Genomic DNA, 25478 nt, shown 5'->3' on the forward strand with positions numbered 1-25478 from the left:
AAAGACAGGAAGTTAATTTTGCTAGAATCTAAAAAATTAGTACCCAAAAAAAATCATCATTTTGTTTGGCGGCGTTATCTAGAAAATTGGCAGGTTGATAATAAATTAGCTTACTTTGCTACTAAAAAACATATTGCAGCAACTGAAACCGCGCTTGGAGTAGCTAAGCAAGATTTTTTTTATAAATTGGAACATATTGAAAATTATGAAGATCTATATATTAAGATCATTCTTAAGTTTATATCTGATTCTAATTACGAGATAAACCTTCATTACTACAATTCGTTTAAAGCTGCTTTAAAACAATCCGATAGTGTTAATAACTGGAAAATTAACCTTTTAGAGAATTATCATTCTAAAATAGAGGGTAAAATGCTTAAAGTTTTGCCTCAACTAAGTAATGGTGATTTTAATATCCTTGAAAACTCAGATTACTTTAAAGATTTTATGAATTTTCTTGGTCATCAGGCAACTAGGACTAAGGATTTAAAAGATAGTAGTTTTTCTAAGTTAAATTTGTGGCCTAGATTTTCTTTAAATGAGAATTTTAGAGATGAAAAAGATATTGACATTCTATTGAGTGTATTTAGAAAACACTGGTGGTTTTTTAGTTTTGTCTTTGGGCAAAATTACGCTCTTAATCTCTTAACAAATTGTAATATCGATATTCATATCCCATTAATTAACTCTTCAGACATTTCATTTATTACTTCTGATTCACCAGTAGTAAGTCTTAAAAGTATTACTGATAATGGTAAAGATCTCTATTTTCCAATCTCACCAAAGTTTGGGTATGTAATCTTACGTGATATAAACACTAAATTTTTTAATGAGTTATGTACAACAGAAGATGTAAAATTATTTAACTCATTAATTGTTCAAAATTCACATCAAACTTATTTTGCAGATTCAGAATCTTCTATAAATGAATACAGAAAGTTATTTATGAAAACTCACTAGTGTCATTATATCTTATTGCTAACATTGTAAATAATTGATAAAAAGGGCTTTCGCCCTTTCCTTTAATATTACGTACGATAATTTATGGATTATTAACTACGACTCATAAAACTACATTACTTGATAGATTAGATCATTCAATTATTTTCAGCTCAACATTTTCGCTATTGAGTTTTTTATCAAAATCATCGGCTAGTTTTTCAGTCTCGCTAAATACTGTTCGCCAATATTTTATACGTGTATCCGCATCGAGATCTGTAAAGTCGCTTCTATCGGGGATTTTTCCGTAAGGTAAGCTGGCGATGAATTTTTTAGAGGGAGTGATCATTACCACGTTATCGTAATTTTCTGCGGCGACTTTACGTTTTAAACTTTTATCAAACCACCCTGCTTTTGGATCTGAATTGAAATGTGGATATAGAATAAGTCCAGGATTGTTAATTTTAAAATCAAAGTGGTAATCAACAATACCACCATCGCGATACATGCCTGTAGGCGCGCCGGCAATATTTTTTATACCTTGCATTACTAGCGGTATTGATCCCGATGCCAGTAAGGCATCTTTTAAATTTGTTTGTGTGAGTGCGATATTTTGAGTTTTAAAATTGTAGCTGTCAGTAATACTTAAATTACTATTCGGTGCGCCAAAAATAAAACGCTCATATTGCCCGCCTAATAATTTACGATTAACGCGATTAAACAGATAACTTTTTGATAAACCCAAAAGCTGTATTAATTTATGTTCACTGGCAATTAACCCGTTAGATTTTGCAACGATAAAATGCGCTTTAAATACGGGGTTATTTATAATTTCGGTGACACCGTTATCGCCAAACACATCTTCGAGTAGTGCGCGGGCTTTAGTGGTAATTTCATTAGGAGTGGGTTTATTACTAGAATATCGGGTTTGCGAATACGATTTTGCTAAGCGTTCAATGGCCGCAACGGGATCGTTTTGTGAAAAACATGCAGATCTGAATGCTCCAGCCGATGATCCAATTAAATTGAGTTGCGATGATCGGTTTTTAAAAAACTCACCAAAAATATACTTATCTAAACCAAATAAAGTAAACCATTTAGGGCCACCGGATGCACCTAAAAAGGCATTAAAAAGGTCGGGCTTAAAACCTTGTTCTGTAATTATTTTTGCCGCAGTTTTACCTGCATATATATCAATCATAAAAATACTTAATCATTTTCAACAACCAGCAAGGTGAATACTTATGCAAAAAACCTCACAGCAATAGTCATGTTTAGTGCCAAATACCCTGCTCGGTTTTACCTTGAATGAGCACATTTTTTGCATTAAATTCAGGCTCAATACCTTCAGCTCGTTGCCTATTATAATCGTCTGTGACATTTAAAATAGTCGGGGTGAGCAGTATTATGGCAATTACATTGACAACTGTCATCAAGCCAAGAGCAATATCGGCTAAATCCCATACTTCTTTTAATGTGGCAGACGCCCCCCACATCATCATTGATAGATATAAAAATGTGTAAATGCCGCGCCCTACTTTATTATCGAGCTTAAATAAATGTAGGTTACTTTCGGCGTAAGCGTAATTAGCCACTACCGAGGTAAAGGCAAATAAAGTAATGGCTGCTGCTACAAAGTACACGCCCCCTTGTGCTAAATGTGCGGTCATTGCCGCTTGTGTTAAGCGAATGCCTGCCATCTCACCACTGATATCAATATCAGCCAATAAGATAATCACAGCGGTACAACTACACAACACGATAGTATCAAAAAACACCCCAAGCATTTGAATATACCCTTGCGTTACTGGGTGATTTGGAATGGGCGACGCACTTGCTGATGCATGCGGTACACTGCCTGCGCCAGCCTCGTTCGAATACAAGCCGCGTTGAATACCGTTTTTGATTGCCGCGCCCATTGCGCCTGCACCGGCTTCTTGTAGCCCAAAAGCAGATAAGAATATATCCTTCAACATAGCAGGTACTTGGGTGAAGTTAATCAAGGTAATAATCACAGCTGCCAGTACAAATACAATGCCCATCACCGGCACTACTCGCTCAGCAAAGCGGGCAATAGCTTTAAAGCCACCGAGTATAATAGAGCCTGCAAGCAGAGTTATGACTATGCCTGAGTATAAGGTTGGAATTTCAAAAGCGAAATTAAGCGCATCAGTAATGGTGTTGGTTTGCATCGCGCTAAAAGTAAAGCCATAACCTAAGAACAAACACAACGCAAACGCGATAGCGAGACTACGACTGCCTATTCCTTGTTGAATATAATAAGCGGGGCCACCTCTAAATTCGCCTTGGCTATCGCGTACTTTATATACTTGGCCAAGTACGCTTTCTGCAAAACCGGTCGCCATGCCCAGTATGGCAATCACCCACATCCAAAATATGGCGCCACTGCCACCTAATGATATCGCAACAGCAACACCGGCTAAATTGCCAGTTCCAACCCGCGCACTTAATCCGGTGCACAGTGCTTGAAACGAACTAATGTCGTTTTTATTGCATTTGCTACTGCCTTTGAGAAGGCTGAACATGTGTTTAAATTTTAAAATTTGAATCAGTTTTAAGCGTACTGAAAACCAAATACCTGTAAACAGTAAAATGTAGATCAGTATTTGTCCTTCACCCCAAAGTAGGTTATTTATACTGCCTACGATTAAATCAAACATGTTTGCCCTTGTTATTATTTTTCAACCTGCAATAGAATACATATGCTGAATTTAAGAATATTTAGTTGGCAATACTTTATCTTGCTGATATAAATTAGCAAGTATTGAGTGTATTAAAATAACAAAAAGTTATTTACAACACCCTACAATTCCCTTCATGATTGTTTGTCATAGCAATTATTAAATTTAATAGATGAATAGCTTATCGATTCGATATTACACACGAAAAATCCACAGCCACCAGCACCACTATCACCAACTTGTTTTACCACTTAGTGGCTATATAGAACTTGAAATGAATAATTTCGCGGCGCCTGTTGGTGTTGGTCAATGTGTTGTGATCCCTAAAAATACTCTACATGCGTTTAAATCAGATGAAAATGCGCGTTTTATAGTGGCCGATTTATTAGAGCTCCCTAATAACTTAACGACGATGAATGCCCCCTGTTTCAGTATTGACGATAAATTAATGAGCTATCTAAGTTTTACCCAAAAGCAGTTGCAAGGTGTAACTAACATAGATGAAGCAGCGTTATGTTTTAATTTATTTTTGGTGTTACTCAGGCAACAAACTACCAATGCGACTATTGATCCGCGGATAAATAACGTTTTGTTATTAATAAAAAAAGATTTATCGATAGACTATACATTGAATGATATGGCTGCGGTTGCATGTTTAAGTGTTACTCAATTCAAAGCGGTTTTTAAGCAATGTATGCACACCAGCCCGGTTAAACATCACACGCAATTAAGAATGGAACATGCGCGTTCCTTACTTTGTTACTCTGATTTACCTATAGCAGTAATTGGTGAACAGGTTGGTTATAACGACCCATCAGCTTTTAGTCGCGCCTTCACTTGCTACTTCAAACAATCCCCACGAGACTTAAAAAAGCAGCTTTAGCGTCAACAATATCGCCTTTTAAGCACAGTGTTAGATAGTAAAATTGATAAACTACCTTTATCAATTAATTTTTAATTAAATGTTTGCTATGTCTACAATTTTCGGCGTATTAGCTATTTTTTTATGGGGCGCATTAGCATTGTTAGGTAATTTAACTAAAGCATTACCGGCTTTTCAATTACTATTTATGTGCTTCTTTGTGTCGTTCTTATTGCTGTTTATTAAACGGCTTGTTACCAAGCAGCCTTTGTTAACTCTGCCTACACTTGGTAAGGCGCAAACAATTATTGGCATAGTTGGTTTATTTGGTTTTCATTTTTGTTATTTTATGGCACTTAAATATGCACCATTGATCGAAATTAGCCTGATTGTATATTTATGGCCATTGTTATTGGGTGTTTTTGTCGCGCGGTCTGAAAACAAAATAAATGCGATTATAGGCGGGCTGGTTGGTTTTATAGGGATCGTGTTTTTAATTAGTGATGGCAGTGGTTTTACTATCAATAGCCAGTACTTTTTAGGCTACCTATTTGCTGCGAGTTGTGCGCTATTATGGTCGAGTTATTCATTGTTCATGACTCGCTTTGATAATCACGTTGATGATATTGGTTGGCTTTCTCTTTATGTAGCTATTTTGGCCTTATTGGCACATATATATTTTGAACAAACAGTCACACGTTTTTCATTAACGCAGACTGTAGGTATTTTTTTGTTAGGGTTAGGACCTGTCGGTGGCGCATTTTACTTATGGGACATCGCTTTAAAAAGAGGTAATAAAACGTTACTCGCCTCTTTGAGTTTTTTAACACCGCTACTATCTACCGTGTTACTGGTTATGGCTCAACAAATACATTTTTCATGGTCAATTTTAATTGCATTGGCATTTGTTTTAATTGGCGCAGCGATCAGTAATTATAAATGCAGGCCTCGGGTCGTTAATGCGAGCCATTTATGACTCGCTTATTAATTACAAACTAACAACACATGATACTTATCCAACTCACATACAACTGATAGGAATAAATTCATTAATACCAATTAGTTAGCCACAGCAACAGGGTGGGTATTGTTTGCTGGGTATTGCTCAGTAAAATAGTTATTACCTGCCAATAAACCTAATTTATAATCACGACGTAGATCATTGGTTGAACTACCAAGTAATTTGCTCGAAAGCTTTTGGTTTGCAAAAATTTGTATTATTTCTACATCTTTCGGAGGATTGGCAATAAATGCTAACTCATCCTCATACGCTTGTTCGTGTTGTAATAAGTAATCTAAGGTTTTTGGGCAATATCCTGATGCACAAACAAACGCTTTTAACTTGTTTACCCATGCCGATTGCGCTTGAAAGTCTTGATCAACTGTGCGGATCACCACAATTTTACGTGCACCACGATTGTAGGCTTCGCGCACTGGTAGTGGCGCAGCAAGGCCACCATCTAGGTAAAAGTCTGACTCAGCGTGTACGTCGGTTTTATCTATTTCATTAGCAGCTAATGCATTTAACCATGGCGTGAGTTTTACACCTTGTTTATATAAAAATGGCAGTGCACTTGACGCTTTCAATAGATCTCGCCATTGCTGGCCTTCACCGGTTGGTGATAAAAAATAAGGTTTTCGATCACGGGCATTAGTGGCGGTAATAAGTAACTCTCGTTCACCCAAACTTGCTTTTGCAGTTTTAAAATCAAGTGCTCTGTTAACTTCGGTAGTTTTATCAAAGTACCAGTCTAAGTCGACTATATGTTTACCAACTAAACCACGGCCTAATTGAAAAAATCGTTTGTGACGCGAAAGCCCTCTTATTAAGCGTTTGGCATACCCTTTTTGGCGAGCTAAATAGCTAGTAAGGTTTTGTGAACCTGCTGAAGTACCAATAAATAAATCGAATGGGTCATATTCATGTTCAAGCCATGCATCGAGTACACCTGCGGTGAAGATCCCTCGTTGCCCACCACCTTCCGCGATCAATGCTGTTTTATCGAAAGTATTTGTGATTTTGGGGTCTTGAGGTTTCAAAATATGCCTTCCTTTGTAATTAATTTACTGGTTTATACCTTCATTTTAATGTGTTTAAATCAAACGTTAAAATTGATTATATAAATCGAATTGATTATAAAAACAGAACGCAAGCTTAAATAAGATTAGTGCTGTGTTTTGCACTTTTAAGTAGAGTTCAGAAACTAGTAAACTTTGTGTATTAGCTAGTTTCTGTATTGTAACGGGAGTTAAGTGTACCTTAGCTTAATTTTCAGTGGTTATGCTTTTATTGACCGTAAAATCTCCAACGCGTGATGACGGTCGCTACTTTGGTAAAGATCATTGGTAAAAATGAATTCATCGACACCAAGCTCTTTGACTATCATATTTAGCTTATGAGCAATGGTCACAGGACTCCCTACCACAGATAATCCTAAAAAGTTTTCAACTTGAGCCTGCTTTTGCTCATTCCATAATCCAGCCATGCTTTTAACGGGAGCTTTTAGCCATAAAGGATCACCACGTAACAGTGCTAAGATACGCTGTTTTGACGTGGTTGCTAAAAACTGTGCATGTTCATCGCTATCTGCTGCAACAATCGGTAAGCCAAGCATTACATAAGGTTTGTCTAACACATCAGAAGGTTGAAATTCACGGCGGTATAAAGCGATTGCATCATAAACAAAACGCGGTGCAAAGTGGCCAGCAAACACATAAGGGAGGCCTTTTTTAGCTGCTAGTTGCGCACTATATAAACTGGAACCAAGTAACCAAATAGGTACATTGGTATTCTCGCCAGGAATAGCGCGAACAGGGTGACTACCATCGTAAGGGCCTAATAAAGTTTGCAGTTCAGTGACTTCATCGGCAAAGTTTTCAGCGCGTCGTTCATCTCGGCGCAGAGCACGACTGGTTATATGATCGCTACCTGGTGCGCGACCTAAACCTAAATCAATACGCCCTGGGTATAAACTCTCTAACGTGCCGTATTGCTCTGCAACAATCAGTGGCGGGTGATTTGGTAACATAACGCCACCAGCACCTACTCGTATAGTTTTAGTTTGCCCTGCTATGTGGCCAATTAATACAGAGGTTGCCGCGCAGACAATTCCCGGCATATTATGATGTTCAGCCATCCAAAATCGGTTAAAACCGAGTTCATCAGCTTTTTGTGCATAAGCGACACTATTTGCAAGAGTACTTGAGACGGTGGCATCTTCTTTCATTGGGCTAAGCTCAAGTAAAGAAAACGGTATTGCAGATAGCCCAGACATGCGTACTCCTCATTGCCTTTAATTAAGTGATAAAGATAATCAAAATAATTTAACCATCATTACATTAATGGGTCTGTTGGGGGGGTAATTCAATCATTAATTTTAGCTAATCAATTAATCCAGTCGATTAAGCTAAGTGCACAGAAGTTATTGCATTGAATGTATTTACATCCATCCAATGCAATAACACTACACTAAATAAACTACATACGTTATTAGCTACATCATGCTTAATCGAAAAATTTATAGATAATTACTTTTATTTTAAATGTTTTGGATCAGGTATGCGTAATTGTTTAACGAGTGGGTGATTTATTTTTTTCATTTCAGTTAATACTAATTGAGCAACTTCTCGAGCACCAAGTTCATTGAAATGGGTATTGTCTTCTACGCCCATAGGGTAATTTGGATGTAAGTTAGGTGCTATATGCATAAAACGTAAGCGTGAGTTGATCCCACCAAGCTTTTGAAAATACTGTTGGGTCACCCGTTCCATGTCAATAAAATCGACCCCTGTCTGTTTAGCTACATCTCTTACTATATCAGCGTAAATAGGATGGGTGTCCTTGATCTGACCTTTTTCATCAAAATAACGACGCGTTACCGGGGTCATCAGTAATGGCTGTGCCTGCTTTGCTCTTACTTCAGCAATAAAATTAACTAGGTTTTGCTTATATTGCTCTGGTGTAGTGTAGCGGTCTACTTTCTGTTTTGACTGATCGTTATGACCAAATTGAATGATCACAAAATCATCTTTATTAAGTTCATTTATAATGCCCGCCCACAAGCCATCACTGATAAAGGTGCGTGTACTACGACCATTTTTAGCACGATTTTTAACGTCGATGCTGTCATTAAAAAAGATACTAAAGGGCATTCCCCAACCTGTTTCAGGGTAATCCTTCACTTCTTTAATTGACATGGTTGAATCCCCTGCCATAAAAAGCTGAACTTTAGTAGTTGCTGACATACTTGAAAAACTCACCATGATAAATATTGCTGCTATTAATTTTCCCATTCTACTCGCTCTTTATTGTTTTTAAAAAATCAGTTTAGCTCTTTATAAAATTATCTTTTGTAATTGAGTGAAAAAATAATTTTACTTAATTGTGGTTGTCGTTATAAACATACCATCAACTGCCACCGGTGGCAAATAACAAGTTAAATCATGGTGCTGAATAAAATTAAACCAAGACTTAATGTGCATTTACTGCCAAATAAATGTAAATAAAACATAAAAAATGTAATTTATTAGGTTTGACAATATGCTTTTTTAGATATAGCTTGACTTGTGTGCCACCGGTAGCAAATGTATCTCCATGGCATTTCTACCGTTTCAAATTATATTTTTATGACCTTTAATCATAGACTTATATTTTACTGGCTAAATAAAGTAATAAAAATAAAAACTCAAATCAACAGCATAAAAAAGGAACACACAATGAAGACTGCAAATAAGTTCGTTCTCAAGCCACTTAACTGCATTGTTAGTGCCTTATTACTGGGCACAACATCGTATGCAATCGCAGCCGATGAACAGCCACAAACAGAAACTAAAGCCCAAAATGACATAGAGTTAATTCAAGTAACAGGATTTAGATCATCATTAAATAAATCGTTAGCAACTAAACGTTTTGAAGTAAATACCACAGAATCTATCGCCGCTGAAGATATTGGTAAATTTCCTGATCTGAATATCGCCGAATCATTACAACGTATTCCTGGTGTGGCAATTTCCCGTGAAGGTGGTGAAGGTAGGCAAATTACCTTACGTGGTTTAGGTCCTGCATTTACACGTACTACTTTAAACGGTATGGAAGTACCTGCAAGTACCGATGGCACTGACTCTGGTGGTGGCGTAAATGGTGGCCGTGCATTTGATTTTAATATATTTGCATCCGAACTATTTAATCGTGTTGATATCCAAAAAACGCCCACAGCTGCAACTGAAGAAGGTGGTATAGCGGGCACTGTTGATATGTATTCTGCACGTCCTTTTGACACAACAGGCTTTCATGTTGCTGCGTCTGCGCAAGCCGGTTATAACGACCTCACTGAAGAAGTCGACCCACGGATGGTATTTATGATCAGCAACACATTTGCTGATGATACAATCGGGGCTTTATTCTCTGTCGCAAAATCTGAACGCACCGTGCGCCAAGAAGGCTTTGGGACTGTGCGCTGGACCACCCCCGTACTCGATGGTGGCGGTATTTATGCTGACACCTCTAGTACAGAAGTTATTGGCACACCCAATACTGGGGAGTGTGAGTTCGAAGGTCAAACAGTCGATGCTGTGAACTGCTTATATACGCCACGTCTGCCTCGCCCTGATTTTTTTGGTAATGAACAAGACCGTTTAGGCTTTACCGGTTCATTACAATATGCTCCTAACGATGATCTGGTCCTTACGCTAGATACATTACATTCAACCCTCGATAATGATCGTACTATGTACAACTTTTTCGAGATGTTTAGAAACACATTCAGCGAAATTACCCCTGAATCGATTACCGTGGCTGAAAATGGCAAACAGATCCAAGCAGCGACATTTAACGGCGTTAAATCTCGAGTAGAAAGCCGTCAGCAGATTTCAAAAACAAAATTTCAACAATACGTATTCTCAGCTAAATATCATTTATCTGATTACCTTCGATTAGACGCTATGGTGGGCACTGCTGAATCGGATGCTCGCTCTGAGCAGTATCGTTATAACATGACTAATAACACACCTCATAGAGTATCGATGGATTTTGGCACCAGCAATAATACCGCTGTGATGAATTACGATTACGATACTCTAGATGCCAACTCTTTTGATTTAGCCGATGGGCGCTTACGTGCAACAGATGTACTGCGCGAAAATGACACCGCTAAAATTGATTTATCATACGAGATGGATATGATGAATATCAAAGGCGGTATAGCCTATAACGACAGAACGGTTAGTTACGATGAATCACAAATAAACGGTTTTCCTGATCAAGATTCTGCAGCTGGATTTTCTCAGTTAATGCCCTACGATGATTTTGGCACCGGTTATGACGGCACGTTATCACCCTTTATAGTGGCTGATTTTGATGCAATAAATTCACAGCTTTTAGTTAAAGAGTGGGTGCCACGCAGTGCACAAAGCTGGAAAGTTGAAGAAGAAACAATGGCTGCCTATGTGGAAACTAATTTTGAATATGAAATTTCCGATATGCTACTACGCACCAATGCAGGTGTTCGCTATGTAAAAACTGAAACCACATCAACAGGTTTTATTCAAACTGATGCGGTATCAATCGACAATAGCTATGACAATGTTTTACCGGTGCTAAATTTAGCCCTTGATGCAACCGATGATGTGATTGTAAGGCTGGGTTTATCTAAAACCATGACCCGCCCGAGTTTGAGTTCACTCAATCCTGGTAATCCATCGTTTTCTTATTTAAACGGCACTGTTAGTGCGGGTAACCCATTCTTAGACCCATTTACCTCTACCAATACAGACTTTGGTGTTGAATGGTACTTTGCAGAAGAATCGCTATTAGCAGCAACCGCGTTTTACAAAGACATTGGCTCTTTTATAAAAAGTGATAGTGAAGAAAAACTAGTCGATCCTGCTTATTTACCTTTCATTGATAATGATCCGCAATATGATCCATCAAGTGCACTCGATCCTAGAACTACTCCTTACACACATTTCGTCCCTGTAAATGGTCAAGGAACTGTGATCAAAGGGCTTGAACTTATTTATCAGCAACCTTTTTCATTCCTACCTGGGTTGTTAAAAAATATGGGGTTAGTGTCTAACTATACGTATGTCTCTGCAGGTGAAATTACGGGTCTTTCTAAAAATTCTTATAACTTTACCCTGTATTATGAAGAAGAAAACTATGGCGCTCGTGCTTCAGTGAATAAACGCGACAATTACATCACTGATTACACGGGTAACAATGGTAATGCTGAAGAAGCGACATCTGGTCCAACACATTTTGACCTATCAGCCTTTTATAATATTAATGAAAATGTCACCGTAACATTTGAAGCAATTAACCTTACCGACGAGTATGAACGCCTGTATACAACGGGTGATGGCAGTTTAGATTTACCACGTGAATATAATCATACCGGCCGACAGTTCTTTTTAGGAATACGCTACAACTTGTAAAACAGTATTTAAATTTTAAACTCCCCTAAGGTAAACAGCTTAATTAACATTTTAATTAAGCTGTTTTTTTACGCACAATACCAACAACTCAATGTTAATTGCCTTTCTTAATTGATAATCAAAAATTACTCACATACTAACAAAAATATTCTTATATTGTTTTTATACGACTAAAGTAGCGCATCCATTATTTATAATTAAAACACAATGCCACCGGTGGCAAATAATCAGTTAAATCATAGTACTTATAGATAATGTTGCACTTGAATGGTATTTGTACGCTGTTCTAAATGTAAATTAATGATGAATAATGTTATGTTTTTCATTTGACATCGCATCAATAACGCTATATTTTTCATTTTGTGCCACCGGTAGCAAGCCATTTAATCAAACACTTTGCTACTTGCTTTCTCGTTGTTTTTCCCATTATGGATTATGAGGTTAGGTGCAATAAGAATCAGAACAAGGACATGACAAACACTCTCTTTCAAGTCATGTTAACTTAATAACAATAAGTAGAACGTGGAACCACTATGACAACCAGCACACACAATTTTAAACTTAGTAAGTTAATGACCAATTTAATACTCAGTGGCGCATTGACCAGTGGCTTAGCATATGCAGCCCCTCAAGATGAAGCTGTTGCTGATGATCAACTTGAAGTGATCGAAGTAAAAGGTTTTCGCGGTAGTATCAATGCCGCTTTAATGTCTAAGCGTGAAGCCGTAGGCACCCGTGAAACCATCATTGCAGAAGATATTGGTAAATTTCCTGACTTAAATGTGGCAGATTCTCTTTCACGCGTACCTGGTATCTCTATTGAGGAGGATGCGGGTGAAGGTCGTCAAATTACCATTCGCGGTTTAGGTTCTCGTTACGTTAAAACCACAATTAATGGCATGGAATCAGCATCTGCTGGTGCTGCTACTGATGCGGCTGGTGGTTCTAATACCTCTCGTGCTTTTGATTTTAACGTATTCGCATCTGAACTGTTTACCCAAATAGATATTAATAAAACCGTTTCTGCTGAACTTGAAGACGGTGGCATATCAGGGAATGTAAACTTACAAACGGCGCGTCCATTTCAATATGATGGCTTTAAAGGCGCTTACAATGTCAATGCTCGTTATAGTGATGTTGATGAGGATGTATCGCCTCGTGCTTCTTTTATGCTCAGTAATAACTGGGATAATAAGTTTGGTGTACTTGCCTCTATTGCATACTCTGATGGCACAGTACAAAGTGAAGGTTCTTCAACTGGACGTTGGACTGTAAACAATCCCAGTTTTGTCGAAGATGGTTTACCTGTTGGTCAAGGCGGCTCAAATTATCTTACCGTAGCACCTAAAACATTACTGATGCCAAACGGGAATTACACCAATGAAAATTTAGATGGGCTATATTTACCGCGAATTCCTCGCTATTCATTGTATTCAAAACAGCAAAAACGTCTTGGTGCAACAATTGCTTTTCAGTATGCGCCTACCGATGACCTCTCATTCAACTTAGATGTGCTGCATGCAAGCTTGGATAATGATTCTGAAGAATATCACTACGAAGTATTATTACGAGATCAAAAAGATATCGTCCCTGAAAACATTTATGTCGATGCCAACAACACCATAGTCGCAGGTGCGTATTCAAATTCCATTATTCGCTCAGAGACACGACGGGATTCATCTGAATCAACTTTTGATCAAGTTAGCTTTACTGGAAATTGGTTTATTAACGATCGTTTTAAAATGAACTTCCTAATAGGCCAGGGTAAATCAGATTTAGACATTCCGAATATGACCACCTTTGCCCTAGATAGTAATCAATCTACCGTGGCCTATAGTTTTGATAGTAATATAGACCCATTATCATTAATTAATAACCCGGGCGGACAAGCGATTGGTAGCGGTGAGTTAAACACTAATATGCCATCATTTGCATTTGCCGCAGGTCAGCCACCTGGCGGGAATTATAGTAAAGATGAAATAGCGTCGGTGATGACAGATCCAAGTAATTACACCGCTGGTTTAGTACGTAATCGCTCGCAAACAATTGAAAGTGAAAACAAAACTATTAGAGTTGATTTTACATACGAGATTAACGATGAATATACGGTTAAGTTTGGTGTGGGTCAGCGTAGTTTTGAAACAGAACAACACTATAATTTAAATAACTGGAAAGACATCAATAAAGAAACAAACAAAACATCAGGCGCAATAGCAGAAGAGCGTGTTATATCGCTAGATGCAGCCCAAATTGATGGCAGCTTGTTCAATACCACTTTAGATAAACAAGGTGTAAGTTTTGGTAACAACGCTTCAATTCCTGGTTCATCAACGCTTAACAGTAGTACTTGGTTAGCACCTGATTATAATGCCATGTACAACGCCTTTGCTGGGGCAGACTTTTTTCAAGCCAAAGAAGACTTTAGACGCACTTATTATATTAAAGAAGAAGTTGCTACAGCATTTGTCCAGTTAGATTTCAGAAACTACATATTTGATAAAGAGCTACGTGGTAATGTTGGTGTGCGTTATGTTGATAACAAAAACACCAGTCGTATCGTAAATTTAGATCATATTTACAAAGATGGTTTCACTGCGGGACGTGGAGACGGTGCTAACTATGCTGCAGGTTATGGTTGGCGTGAGTCTGTGAGTGAGGGAGATGAATGGCTGCCATCATTAAACCTTGCTTACGATATCACTGAGGACTTAGTCGTTCGCTTTAGTTATTCACACGCAATTACTCGCCCAAAACTATCTGATTTGCGTTCTTCAATCAGTATTAATACGCCGAGTATTGATGATCCGTCAGCGACAATTAAGATGGGTGCAGGCCCGTCACTCAAGCCTTATAAAGCGAAACAATATGATGTTGGTCTAGAGTGGTACTTTGCCGAAGAATCGCTGCTTGCAACATCATTGTTTTATAAAAATATTTCGGGTTTAACAAAAGCAAGTTCTGAGCAAGTTTTATCACAAGCCGATCTTGATAGACTTGGTATCGACCTTGGCGACACAGATCCTAGCACTGTGACTTGGCAAGTATCGCAACTTGTCAATACCGATGCTGAAGGCATGTGGGGCGCAGAATTTATTTATCAACAGCCTTTTACCTTCTTGCCTGAACCATTTAATGCCTTAGGTTTACAAACTAACTACACCTATATTGATTATACACGTGATATAGAAGACCCATTTTATGGCACGCAACTTAACTTAGTAGAAGAAGAAACATCAAAGAATACATACAACATCACCTTGTATTATCAAGTAGACGATTGGTCGGCTCGTTTTTCTTATAACTACCGAAGTGGCTATAACAAACAATATTTAAACGAATATAAAGATGAATCAACCTTTGTGCGTGGTTATGATGCAAAGGCGAAGCTTAATTTCTCTGCCCGCTACAAGTTAACAGAGAAAATGAGTGTTTCATTTGAAGCCGTTAATATAACAGATGAAAAACAAGATATGTGGAATGATATTTACACGCCACGCCCTTACGAAAACCTGTCATCAGGTCGTCAGTTCCTAGTGGGCCTTAGAGGTACATTTTAACTAAATAAAAACACAACCTCATTTTATGGGGTTGTGCCTTCTCTATAATTGTCTCCCCTGCATCATTGATGGTTTTCAGTTGAGACTGATAGGCTTGATTTTAACAAAATTTTCAGTTTTACCCTACTCATAAACATAACAACAAGAAACTGAAATCTTGCTCACTAAATTTGCTCGACATGCATTTGAGTTAATACTGTGTGCTTATAACAATAGGTATTAGAAACATGAAAATACTTCTCAAACAATTATCAATACTTTTAGTATGCTTTTATTTAAGTGCATGCGGGGGTTCATCAAATGACTCCAGTAATGTTGACCCAATAGTTACTGACCCTGTGATTACTGACCCAGTGGATCCTGAGCCACCTGTTGAACCAGAGCCGCCTGTCGACCCAGAGCCACCTGTCGACCCTGAACCGCCTGTTGACCCTGAACCGCCTGTTGACCCCGAGGACCCAATTGTTCCAATTGCTGATATCACCATTCATATGATTGGTGACTCGACTATGACTGAGTACGACCAATCGCGTAAACCACAAGCAGGCTGGGGGGAACAGGTTCCTATGTTCGTGAGTGACAAAGCAACCGTTAGAAATTGGGCCCGTGGTGGCAGAAGTTCTCGTAGTTTTTATTACGAAGATGGTCTTTGGAACTTAGTTAAAGAAACAATAAAAACGGGTGATTACCTAATTATTCAATTTGGTCATAATGATCAAAAATTAGGGGATGCTTATGAAGAATTTGGCACTTATGCATACTGTAGTGATGGCAGTAGCAATGGTGAGGATTGCCCTGATAGCGAACACTCTTATTATCAATTCCTGAAAAAATATATAAAAGAAGCACGTGACTTAGGCGCAGTGCCCATTTTAATGAGCCCTATTGTGCGTAAATATTTTAGCGGCGAAAGTATTAGGAACTCAGGATTACATAATCTTGAATCAGTTAACACAGGAGAGCTTTTTGCCCGTGGTAACTACCCTGCGGCGATGAAGGAAGTCGCGATATTATTAGACGTTCCTATGGTTGATTTAACCGCGCAAACAAAGGAAATAGTTGAAAAGTACGGTGATCAAGCCGCGACTGAATCACTTTATATTGCAGCAGACAGCACTCACCCTCAAGTACTTTTCGCTACTTTAATAGCAAAAGCTGCTATGAAAAGTTTGCAACAGCAAGAGGTCTTAACTGATTATATTATTGAAGCGACTTCTTTTATTTCTAGTCCTGAAACACTGCAATGGAACGATCGTTATATTGGCGTCGCTAATGTGAAAACATTAACGTTATCTGCATTTGATTTAAGCCCTAACACGGGTAATTTAGTGGCAACCGCACCTGATGGATTTTTATTAAGTGATGCTCCCGATTCAACTAACTGGACAACAGAATTAACCGTTCCTTATGAAAATGGTGCATTCACTGAAAAAATGTATGTTCAGTTCACTCCTTATACTGAAAAATCTTTCAATGATAGTATTAGCTTTTTTGCGGGTGGGATTGATTTAGGCACCGTGAACGTTTCAGGTAACGGTGTTGCTGTTGGTAATGGTCTCCCCGCCTATAGTCGTTGGTTTACTGAAGGTGGTGCATTAGCAGCAATAACTGATGGCCCAATTACCGCACAAGACGCAAACGTTATGGGTTTAGATACAGGGTCAGTTAAAACATTTGCTGTTAACGAACAAGATACAGGAGTAGCAAGATTTAGGGTTTATGGTCCTGAGTTGGTCTTTAAAAATGCTGATAAGTATCTAGAGTTTTCACTTACTGCCGCAACTCAAACATTTTCTATCGATACTATTTCGGCATGGATGACTACCAGCGGGGGTTCTACGGTTCAAGCCGATATACAATACTCATTTAATAGCGACTTTAGTAACCCTGTATCATTAAATGAGGCTCCTATTTCGTTCTCAAAAGACACTATGTTACTTACTGAATATAACGTTACTATACAAGTGCTTGCTGGTAATAAGATGTATATACGTATTTACCCATATAATGCGGCTGGTGCAGATACAACAGGTAAATACCTAGCAGTATACGATGTGAAAGTATCCGGACTTTCTGGTGATTAAGTTAATATAAACTGACCACTATGACGGCATTTTATAGAAATTAATTCAATAATAAGCTCATTAACTTCACGATAAGGTTAATGAGCTTGCAGTAATCAACCCTATACCCTCTTATTTAATTCGCTTACTTGCTTTTCACAAGCGTCATTTATATTTTCCTGCACAAAGTAACACCGCGTTTTGCTATGTTCTGCTAAGTAAATTTTTTATAAAATAATAAACTTAACACTATTTTAAAGTTCATAATAAAACACCATTGCCACCGGTGGCAATAACTGCTAATGTTAACCTATTATAATAATTCCAATTACAGCAGCAGGATACAAGATGAATAATCAACGACGCTATTTTCTTAAAGCATTAGCTTCTAGCACTTTGGTAACAGCAACTTTAATGGGCTGTCAGTCAGCGCCTTTGCTCAATGTTTTTGAAGCGCCTATTAGCGCAGACGATTGGCAAATGGCTGAACATATAAAAGCTAAGATAGTCGTCCCAACCTTCCCTGCTAAGCAATTTAATATTAAAGACTTTGGTGCAAAAGAAAATGGCCAACATGATTGTACACAGGCCATTAAAAACGCCATTGAAGCCTGCCACGCACAAGGAGGTGGTCAGGTCTACATTCCAAATGGCACCTACTTGACCGGTGCCATTCATTTACTTTCTAACGTAAATTTACACTTGGCTGATAAGGCAATATTAAGTTTCAGCACTGATCCTAATCATTACTTACCAGAGGTATTTACTCGCTGGGAAGGCTTAGAAATGATGGGCTACTCACCACTGATTTATGCTTATGAACAAGAAAACATTGCCATCACAGGTAAAGGAACACTGCAAGGAAATGGTGATAACCAAACATGGTGGCCTTGGAAGGGACCACACAAGGAAGGTCATTGGGATTTAATTAAAGATAGCCAAGGTAAAGTATTGCACCAGCGTGAAGCACGTGATCAGTTAATGGTTGATGCCGAAGCTGGTGTGCCTGTCAGCCAACGTATATACAGTACTGGTGCCTATTTACGCCCTCCTTTTATTCAACCGTATAAATGTAAAAATATTTTAATCGAAGGCGTAACAATTAAAAACTCACCTTTTTGGTTAGTGAACCCGGTTTTATGCCAAAGTGTTACGGTTGATAACGTCAATTTTTCAAGCCATGGTCCTAATTCAGACGGCTGTGATCCAGAAAGTTGTGACCACGTGCACATTAAAAACTGTGTCTTTGATACCGGTGATGATTGTATCGCGATCAAATCGGGCCGAAATGCTGATGGTCGCCGTGTTGGGGTAGCATCGCAAAACATTGTTATTGAAAACTGCCATATGAAAGAAGGCCATGGTGGTGTTGTGATCGGCAGTGAGATATCTGGCGGTGTAAATAATGTCTTTGTGCAAAACTGCACCATGGACAGCCCCCACCTAGAGCGCGCTATTCGTATCAAAACTAACTCAGTACGTGGCGGTTTGATCGAGCATATTCGCATACGTAACATCGAAGTTGGCACGGTTAAAAATGCTGTTGTGATCAACTTTTTTTATGAAGAAGGCGATGCGGGACAGTTCGACCCAACAGTTCGTGATATTCAAATTGAAAACCTACATTGTAAAAATGTGTTGAGTAAGGCTTTTTACCTCAATGGCTTTGCACGCGCACCAATGAACGATATCCATTTTATCGACTGTCATTTTGACCAAGTGGGTGATGATTCTATTGTTGCTAATGTGAATAACATGAGCTTAACCAATGTCACTTTAAACAAACAGCCGTTAACTATGGCTCAATTACAAAAATAATAAGTATTAATAGGAAAATTGTATGACCGTGTTTTCAACATTATTAGGCAACCAACCTATATTGCCTATCATCCAAGCAAACAGTAGTGAAGAAGGTGTGGCTATTGCCACTGCAATGCACAAGGCTGGCATTCATTTAGTGGAAGTTGTGCTGCGAACGCCAGCTTCCCTTGACGCATTAATCGCGATTAAAAAAGCACTACCCGATTTATGCGTTGGTGCCGGCACGATTACTGATCAAGCATTACTTGCAAAAAGTCTTGCCGCCGGCAGTGATTTTATTGTTACTCCTGCGGTATCACCACGATTACTCGATGCCCTTAGTCAATCTTCTGTGCCCGTTGTGCCGGGTGTTTCAAACACCGCCGATATTTTACTTGCTAAAGAATATGGCTTTACTGAGCAAAAATTATTTCCTGCCTCTTTGTGTGGTGGCGAGCAGTTTTTAAAAGCAGTAAGCAGCGTATTTGCTGATATTCGCTTTTGCCCAACAGGTGGCATTAATGAACAAAACTTTAAAGACTATTTAGCACTTAATAATGTGATGGCTGTGGGTGGAACCTGGGTTGCACAACCACAATGGGTACAAAGTAAAGACTATGACAAAATCACGCAAGCCTGCCTTCAGGTACTAAACAACAACTAATTAACATATTGACTGCCATACGTTGTCAGTGTAATTTACCTTTACATGCCACCGGTGGCAATATACAAGCAGAACAGTTAAGGAATCTTCAATGCCGAGCAATATCGAACCTTTAGAATTGCACCCAGATCGTTTATTTTCAAGCGATCCTAGCGTCGTTGCTATCGCTAGAAAGTTATATGAATCAATTAAAGACTTACCGATAGTTAGTCCGCACGGTCACACTGATCCACGTTGGTTTAATGAAAATGAAAACTTCGGCAATGCAACAGAGCTATTTATAAAACCCGATCACTACGTGTTTAGAATGCTCTACAGTCAAGGTATCCCAATGACTGATTTAGGTGTGCCAGAACATGGTCTGCAAGGCGATATGGCACGTTCAAAAGCAGCTGAGCCTGAAAAAGTATGGCAAATTTTTGCTGATAACTATCATCTATACGCAGGCACACCAAGCGGCTATTGGCTTGATGCCGTATTCAGCGATGTATTTGGGTTTACTGAAAAACTTTGCTCGGAAAATGGTCAGCACTATTATCAAAAAATTACAGCTGCGTTAGCAACACCTGAGTTCAAGCCTCATGCACTGATGGACCGCTTTAATATTGAACTAATTGCCACAACAGAAGGTGCACTAGATCAGCTCCCGCACCACCGCGCAATTGCAGGCTCTGCAATGGCAAAACGTGTGATCACCACTTTTAGACCTGATGATGTTGTTGATGCTAGCCGCGAAGATTTTATCGACAATGTTGCTAAACTTGGTGAGATAACCGATCAAGATACAACTACTTGGCAAGGTTACTTGGCTGCAATTCAAATTCGTCGTGATTACTTTCGCAATGAAGGGCGTGCAACGGCAACCGATCATGGCCACCCTACTGCATTAACTGCTGACTTATCTACCAAAGAGTGTGAAGCTTTATTTGAAAAATGCCGAACAGGTAATTCAACTGAGCAAGAGCAAGAGTTATTCCGTGGCCAAATGCTTACTGAACTTGCTGGCATGAGTATTAAAGATGGCTTAGTGATGCAAATTCACCCTGGTGCGCATCGTAATCATAACCAAGCGGTATTCGATCAATTTGGCCGTGATAAAGGCTGTGATATTCCAAGCCAAACAGAGTACGTTAATGCGTTAAAACCACTATTAAGCAAATACGGTAATCACCCAGATCTTAAAATCATCTTATTTACATTAGATGAAACTACGTATAGCCGTGAACTTGCTCCACTGGCCGGGCACTACCCTAGCCTTAAATTAGGGCCAGCTTGGTGGTTCCATGATAGCCCTGCAGGTATGCTTCGTTTTAGACAGCAAACAACGGAAACAGCAGGGTTTTACAATACGGTTGGCTTTAATGACGATACCCGTGCATTTTTATCAATACCAGCTCGTCATGATGTTGCACGCCGTGTTGACTGTCGCTACTTGGCTGAATTGGTAGCTAATCATCAAATTAGCGAAAGTAGCGCACAGACACTTGCTTATCAACTAACCTATGGGCTAGTTAAAAAAGCATACAATCTCGATAAATAACAATAATAGAGCCACCTAATTTTAGTGGCTCAACCATTGAGGACACACAATGACTTTAAAAACATCACTGTTATCAAAGCGCTTTATGATGGGAACAGTTCTGAGCTCTAGCCTATTATTGATTGCATGCCAAGAACAAGCAGCCATTAAAACGCCACTACAAGCAAGCGAAACTAACTCCTTTGGAAGCGCATTAGTTGCTAAAGTAGACATTGTTAATCCATCTTCATTTGAACGCCCTGATGAACCTATTTATATTAGCTATTATGATTTAGGCCTTAACCAAGCAGCTGCTTTAACAATAAAGACAGCGCAGCAAGTGTTACCAAGCCAAGCAGTAGATATTAACTCAGACGGTGAACTTGATGGTGTTTATTTTATTGTCGACTTATCTGATAAACCAATTGAAATCACTATTACACAGCAAAGTAAGCCGCCAATAACAACACAAACAAAACGTGTTCAAGCTGATCTTGCCCATAAACAGGGTGGCCAATGGCAGCCACACTCGCGCCCACCAAAACATCAAGTTGGTACAGGTAAAAAAGAATATGTAGGCGGTGAATTTACAAATGTGGATGAGTTAACGCCACCAGATTATTACACAGATCATTCAAATTGGATCCGTTATGAAGGTCCTGGCATTGAATCAGATAAAGTAGGTTACCGTTTTTACCTCGATTGGCGTAATGGCTTTGACATTTTCGGTAAGTTAACCACTAAACCAGTTCTACATACAGTTGGACTAGATGGATATGACTCTTATCATGACAAGCAAGATTGGGGAATGGACATTCTCAAAGTGGGCAAGTCTTTAGGGGCTGGTGGATTTGGTTTAATGGGTAGTAATGATGAGCTGGAACATGTCGCTTATGTAAGTTCACGAACAGCACGGATTATTGAGAATGGCGATTTACGCGCGAGTATCCAAATTGATTATCAAGGCTGGAGAAACAGTTATCAAAACCAAAATTTGACCGCTAATATTAGTATGCATGCTGGGTCGCGCTTAGCGCATGTAGAACTGAGCACTGATAAAAATTTGCCTAATATAGTTGCCGGAGTTGTTAAGCACCCTGAGACTGAGTTTATTCAAGCTGATCTAGATACTATGAGTAATTATGGCTATGGCTATATCGCCAGTTGGGGGAATCAAAGCTTAGATAAATCAGCTTTAGGTATGGCGGTTTTCTTTAAAAAAGGTGATGTCATTGACGTGCGCCAAGACAAAAATAACTACCTTGCAGTACTCAAACCTAAAGGACAAAGTACACTGCATGCTGATTACTATTTTGCCTCTGTTTGGCAACCTGAAAGTGGTATCAACGATAAAGAAAGCTTTATTGAGTACCTTGATCAACAAGCTGAAAGATTGACAATTAAACCACGCATTACTTTGCATACCACAGTTACAGCAAAAAAAACGACGCAACCGCTTAATGATAAAATAGCCCTTGAATGGGCCCGCGCCCTTGCCGATTCAGAGCTGAAAAGAAAAGCACTAGGCTATCATGCCAATGGCTGGGATGTGAACCGTAAGCGCAGCCCAAAGTTTGAATACGACATTATCGGCTTACAGCCATATGCTTACTACCAATTAGGGATGGCAACTGATGAGCAAACTTATAAGAATGTGATTGCCCAAGTTACTGGTAGCTTTATTGATCAACAAGGCAAAATCACCGCCTATAAACAAAGCAATTTTAACATTGATAACATTCCGCCTGGGCGTAATCTTATCCAGCTATACCAAGATACCCAGCAGCAACAATATTTATCTGCCGCAAAAGCTTTACGTGCACAATTACAGTTACAGCCACGTACATCACAAGGCGCATTTTGGCACAAAAACAAATATCAACATCAAGTGTGGCTAGATGGCGTTTATATGGGTATGCCGTTTTTAGCCCAGTACGGTAGCTTATTTGAAACGGGACATCAGCAACAAGAAACCTTCGCCGAGGTTGTAAACGAATTTAAGCTCACACGTGAAGCACTACGCGATCCAAAAACAGGGTTGTACTATCACGGTTGGGATGAATCTAAACAGCAAGCATGGGCAGATAAACAAACGGGTGTTTCTGCAGAATTTTGGGGCCGTGGTATGGGGTGGCTCGCTATGGCAGTGGTTGATGTACTCGATTACATCCCAGCAAAAAACACAGAGCAACGCGATACCTTACTCGCCATGGTAAAAGAGTTGGCCACGGATATTGCCAAAGTTCAAGATACTGATACCGGCACATGGTGGCAAGTTTTAGACAAACCAACGGCTTTAGGTAACTACCAAGAATCAACTGCAACAGCCATGTTTGCTTACTTTTATGCCAAAGCACTTAATAATGGCTATATCGATGCTGATTATCAAGACACTGCCCTTGCAGCGTATCAAGGTTTACTTAACCAATTTACATTAGTACATAGCGATGGCACGGTAAGTATGACAAACCAATGCTATGTTGCAGGCCTTGGCTTTGGTCGTGATGGTAGTTATCACTATTATATGAGCGAGCCGGTCAGCAAAAATGATCCTAAAGGAAATGGTCCCTTCATTCTAGCAAGCCTTGAAGTAGCAAAGCTTCTAGCTGGTAACAACTAAACAGCCATAGATTATTCAGCCGGAAAGCAAAGTCCATCGCATTTTGCTTACCGGCCAAAACTCACTTCCCTTCAACAACATCAGCACACTAAGCTCATAAGGATTTATGATGCGTATAATCAAAATCAATAAAAACAGCGTAAATAAAAATATTTTTTCATTTTTGCTCTGCTGCTTATTCTGCTCAATAATGAATGTGTCTGCGCAAAATAATAACAACTCACTGAGCTATGCCGTGCAAATGGCTAACTCTGAGATGATCCGTAATCCACAGGCCTACACCATTGATTGGCGCACTGAACCGCGCTGGGATTACACCCATGGCTTAGTGTTACTGTCATTTGCCAAGCTCTATCAGCATCAACCAGAACAACGCTATTTCAATTACATTAAAGAATATGTAGACGCGTTAGTAATGGAAGATGGCAGTATTAAAACCTACGTAATGAGCAAATATAATCTCGACATGCTCAATGCCGGCAAGTTACTGTTTTTTATGTTTGATGAAACAAAAGATCGTAAATATCGTCTTGCCCTCGATACTTTATATGCACAGTTCAAATTACAACCTCGCACAATTGATGGTGGCTTTTGGCATAAAAAACGCTATACCTCGCAAATGTGGCTTGATGGTTTATATATGGCAGCGCCCTTTTATGCCGAATATATCCGCCGCTTTGGAACAGTAGATCAGTATGATGATGTTATAAAACAGTTTGAATTGATTGAACAACATACTTATCGCGGTGACACCGCGCTACCTGTGCATGGCTGGGATGAATCTAAACAACAGCGATGGGCAGATAAAAAAACCGGACAATCACCTAATCATTGGTCGCGCTCTATCGGTTGGTACGCCATGGCAATGGTTGATGTATTAGATCAACTGCCGAATGATCACCCTAAAAAAGCGTGGTTATCACAGCGCTTTAATACATTGATTGATAACATGTTAAAGCTGCGTTCTGACTCCGCTGTATGGTATCAAGTTACAGATAAAGGTGAATTACGCGGTAATTATTTAGAATCCTCTGGCAGCGCGATGCTCAGCTATGCAATTGCAAGAGGTGCTAATCAAGGTTACTTGCCTGATAGCTACCAAGCAATTGCAAAAACCACCTTTAATGCTGTAGTTAGCAACTTTATTAAACGTGAGGCAGATAACACCTTATCAATACAACAAGTATGTGAAGTGGCTGGGCTTGGCGGAAAACCATATAGAGATGGCAGCTTTGCTTATTACATCAGTGAAAATGTACGTGCGAATGATCCTAAAGCAGTTGGGCCTTTTATTCTTGCCAGTTTAGAAGTGGAGAAATAA

At 39.1% G+C, this 25478-nt stretch carries 16 protein-coding genes; 11 read left to right on the forward strand and 5 right to left on the reverse strand.

All coding sequences use genetic code 11. The annotated features are described in order from the left end of the window. Positions 1-18: 18 nt before the first annotated feature. Positions 19-960 carry a DUF4238 domain-containing protein gene (locus tag H5183_RS06185; RefSeq protein WP_182731211.1) on the forward strand — a complete coding sequence of 314 codons (942 nt, stop codon included), beginning with the start codon at positions 19-21 and terminating at the stop codon, positions 958-960. A gap of 133 nt (positions 961-1093) precedes the next feature. Here the strand turns inward: H5183_RS06185 and H5183_RS06190 are convergent, their stop codons facing one another. Together H5183_RS06190 and H5183_RS06195 are read right to left on the reverse strand one after the other, a co-directional pair. Next, positions 1094-2140, reverse strand: coding sequence for a patatin-like phospholipase family protein (locus H5183_RS06190; protein ID WP_182731212.1), 1047 nt, complete (start codon positions 2138-2140; stop codon positions 1094-1096). A gap of 73 nt (positions 2141-2213) precedes the next feature. Further along, complete coding sequence (locus H5183_RS06195) at positions 2214-3620, reverse strand: sodium:alanine symporter family protein (protein WP_182717275.1); 1407 nt, start codon at positions 3618-3620, stop codon at positions 2214-2216. A 193-nt stretch (positions 3621-3813) separates the two neighbouring features. Between H5183_RS06195 and H5183_RS06200 the strand changes: the two genes are divergently transcribed. Both H5183_RS06200 and H5183_RS06205 read left to right on the forward strand, forming a co-directional pair. Then, complete coding sequence (locus H5183_RS06200; protein WP_145239052.1) at positions 3814-4524, forward strand: AraC family transcriptional regulator; 711 nt, start codon at positions 3814-3816, stop codon at positions 4522-4524. Positions 4525-4612: 88 nt separating this feature from the next. After that, complete coding sequence (locus H5183_RS06205; RefSeq protein WP_182731213.1) at positions 4613-5479, forward strand: DMT family transporter; 867 nt, start codon at positions 4613-4615, stop codon at positions 5477-5479. A gap of 83 nt (positions 5480-5562) precedes the next feature. On the opposite strand, the gene H5183_RS06210 is transcribed toward H5183_RS06205, so the two are convergent. The 3 genes from H5183_RS06210 to H5183_RS06220 form a co-directional block, all read right to left on the reverse strand. Next, entirely contained in the window at positions 5563-6543 is a 981-nt protein-coding gene (locus H5183_RS06210) for a patatin family protein (protein ID WP_145239058.1), read from the reverse strand. 239 nt (positions 6544-6782) lie between these two features. Next, positions 6783-7778 carry an LLM class flavin-dependent oxidoreductase gene (locus H5183_RS06215; RefSeq protein WP_182731214.1) on the reverse strand — a complete coding sequence of 332 codons (996 nt, stop codon included), beginning with the start codon at positions 7776-7778 and terminating at the stop codon, positions 6783-6785. Between the two features lie 259 nt (positions 7779-8037). Then, positions 8038-8796 (reverse strand): rhamnogalacturonan acetylesterase, encoded by a 759-nt coding sequence (locus H5183_RS06220; RefSeq protein WP_182731215.1) that lies wholly within the window; start codon positions 8794-8796, stop codon positions 8038-8040. A gap of 423 nt (positions 8797-9219) precedes the next feature. Between H5183_RS06220 and H5183_RS06225 the strand changes: the two genes are divergently transcribed. From H5183_RS06225 to H5183_RS06260, 8 genes are all read left to right on the forward strand, one after another. Continuing rightward, entirely contained in the window at positions 9220-11934 is a 2715-nt protein-coding gene (locus H5183_RS06225; RefSeq protein ID WP_182731216.1) for a TonB-dependent receptor, read from the forward strand. Between the two features lie 533 nt (positions 11935-12467). Continuing rightward, entirely contained in the window at positions 12468-15491 is a 3024-nt protein-coding gene (locus H5183_RS06230; protein ID WP_182731217.1) for a TonB-dependent receptor, read from the forward strand. Positions 15492-15718: 227 nt separating this feature from the next. Further along, complete coding sequence (locus tag H5183_RS06235) at positions 15719-17575, forward strand: rhamnogalacturonan acetylesterase (protein ID WP_182731218.1); 1857 nt, start codon at positions 15719-15721, stop codon at positions 17573-17575. 327 nt (positions 17576-17902) lie between these two features. After that, complete coding sequence (locus tag H5183_RS06240) at positions 17903-19372, forward strand: glycoside hydrolase family 28 protein (protein WP_182731219.1); 1470 nt, start codon at positions 17903-17905, stop codon at positions 19370-19372. Between the two features lie 22 nt (positions 19373-19394). After that, positions 19395-20018 (forward strand): bifunctional 4-hydroxy-2-oxoglutarate aldolase/2-dehydro-3-deoxy-phosphogluconate aldolase, encoded by a 624-nt coding sequence (eda, locus tag H5183_RS06245; RefSeq protein ID WP_145239081.1) that lies wholly within the window; start codon positions 19395-19397, stop codon positions 20016-20018. Between the two features lie 91 nt (positions 20019-20109). Then, positions 20110-21558 carry a glucuronate isomerase gene (gene uxaC / locus H5183_RS06250; RefSeq protein ID WP_182731220.1) on the forward strand — a complete coding sequence of 483 codons (1449 nt, stop codon included), beginning with the start codon at positions 20110-20112 and terminating at the stop codon, positions 21556-21558. A gap of 49 nt (positions 21559-21607) precedes the next feature. Beyond that, positions 21608-24157 carry a glycoside hydrolase family 88 protein gene (locus H5183_RS06255; protein WP_182731221.1) on the forward strand — a complete coding sequence of 850 codons (2550 nt, stop codon included), beginning with the start codon at positions 21608-21610 and terminating at the stop codon, positions 24155-24157. A gap of 106 nt (positions 24158-24263) precedes the next feature. Further along, complete coding sequence (locus H5183_RS06260; protein ID WP_259397118.1) at positions 24264-25478, forward strand: glycoside hydrolase family 105 protein; 1215 nt, start codon at positions 24264-24266, stop codon at positions 25476-25478.

This window comes from Pseudoalteromonas sp. SR44-8 (assembly GCF_014163635.1).
Classification (GTDB): domain Bacteria; phylum Pseudomonadota; class Gammaproteobacteria; order Enterobacterales; family Alteromonadaceae; genus Pseudoalteromonas; species Pseudoalteromonas rhizosphaerae.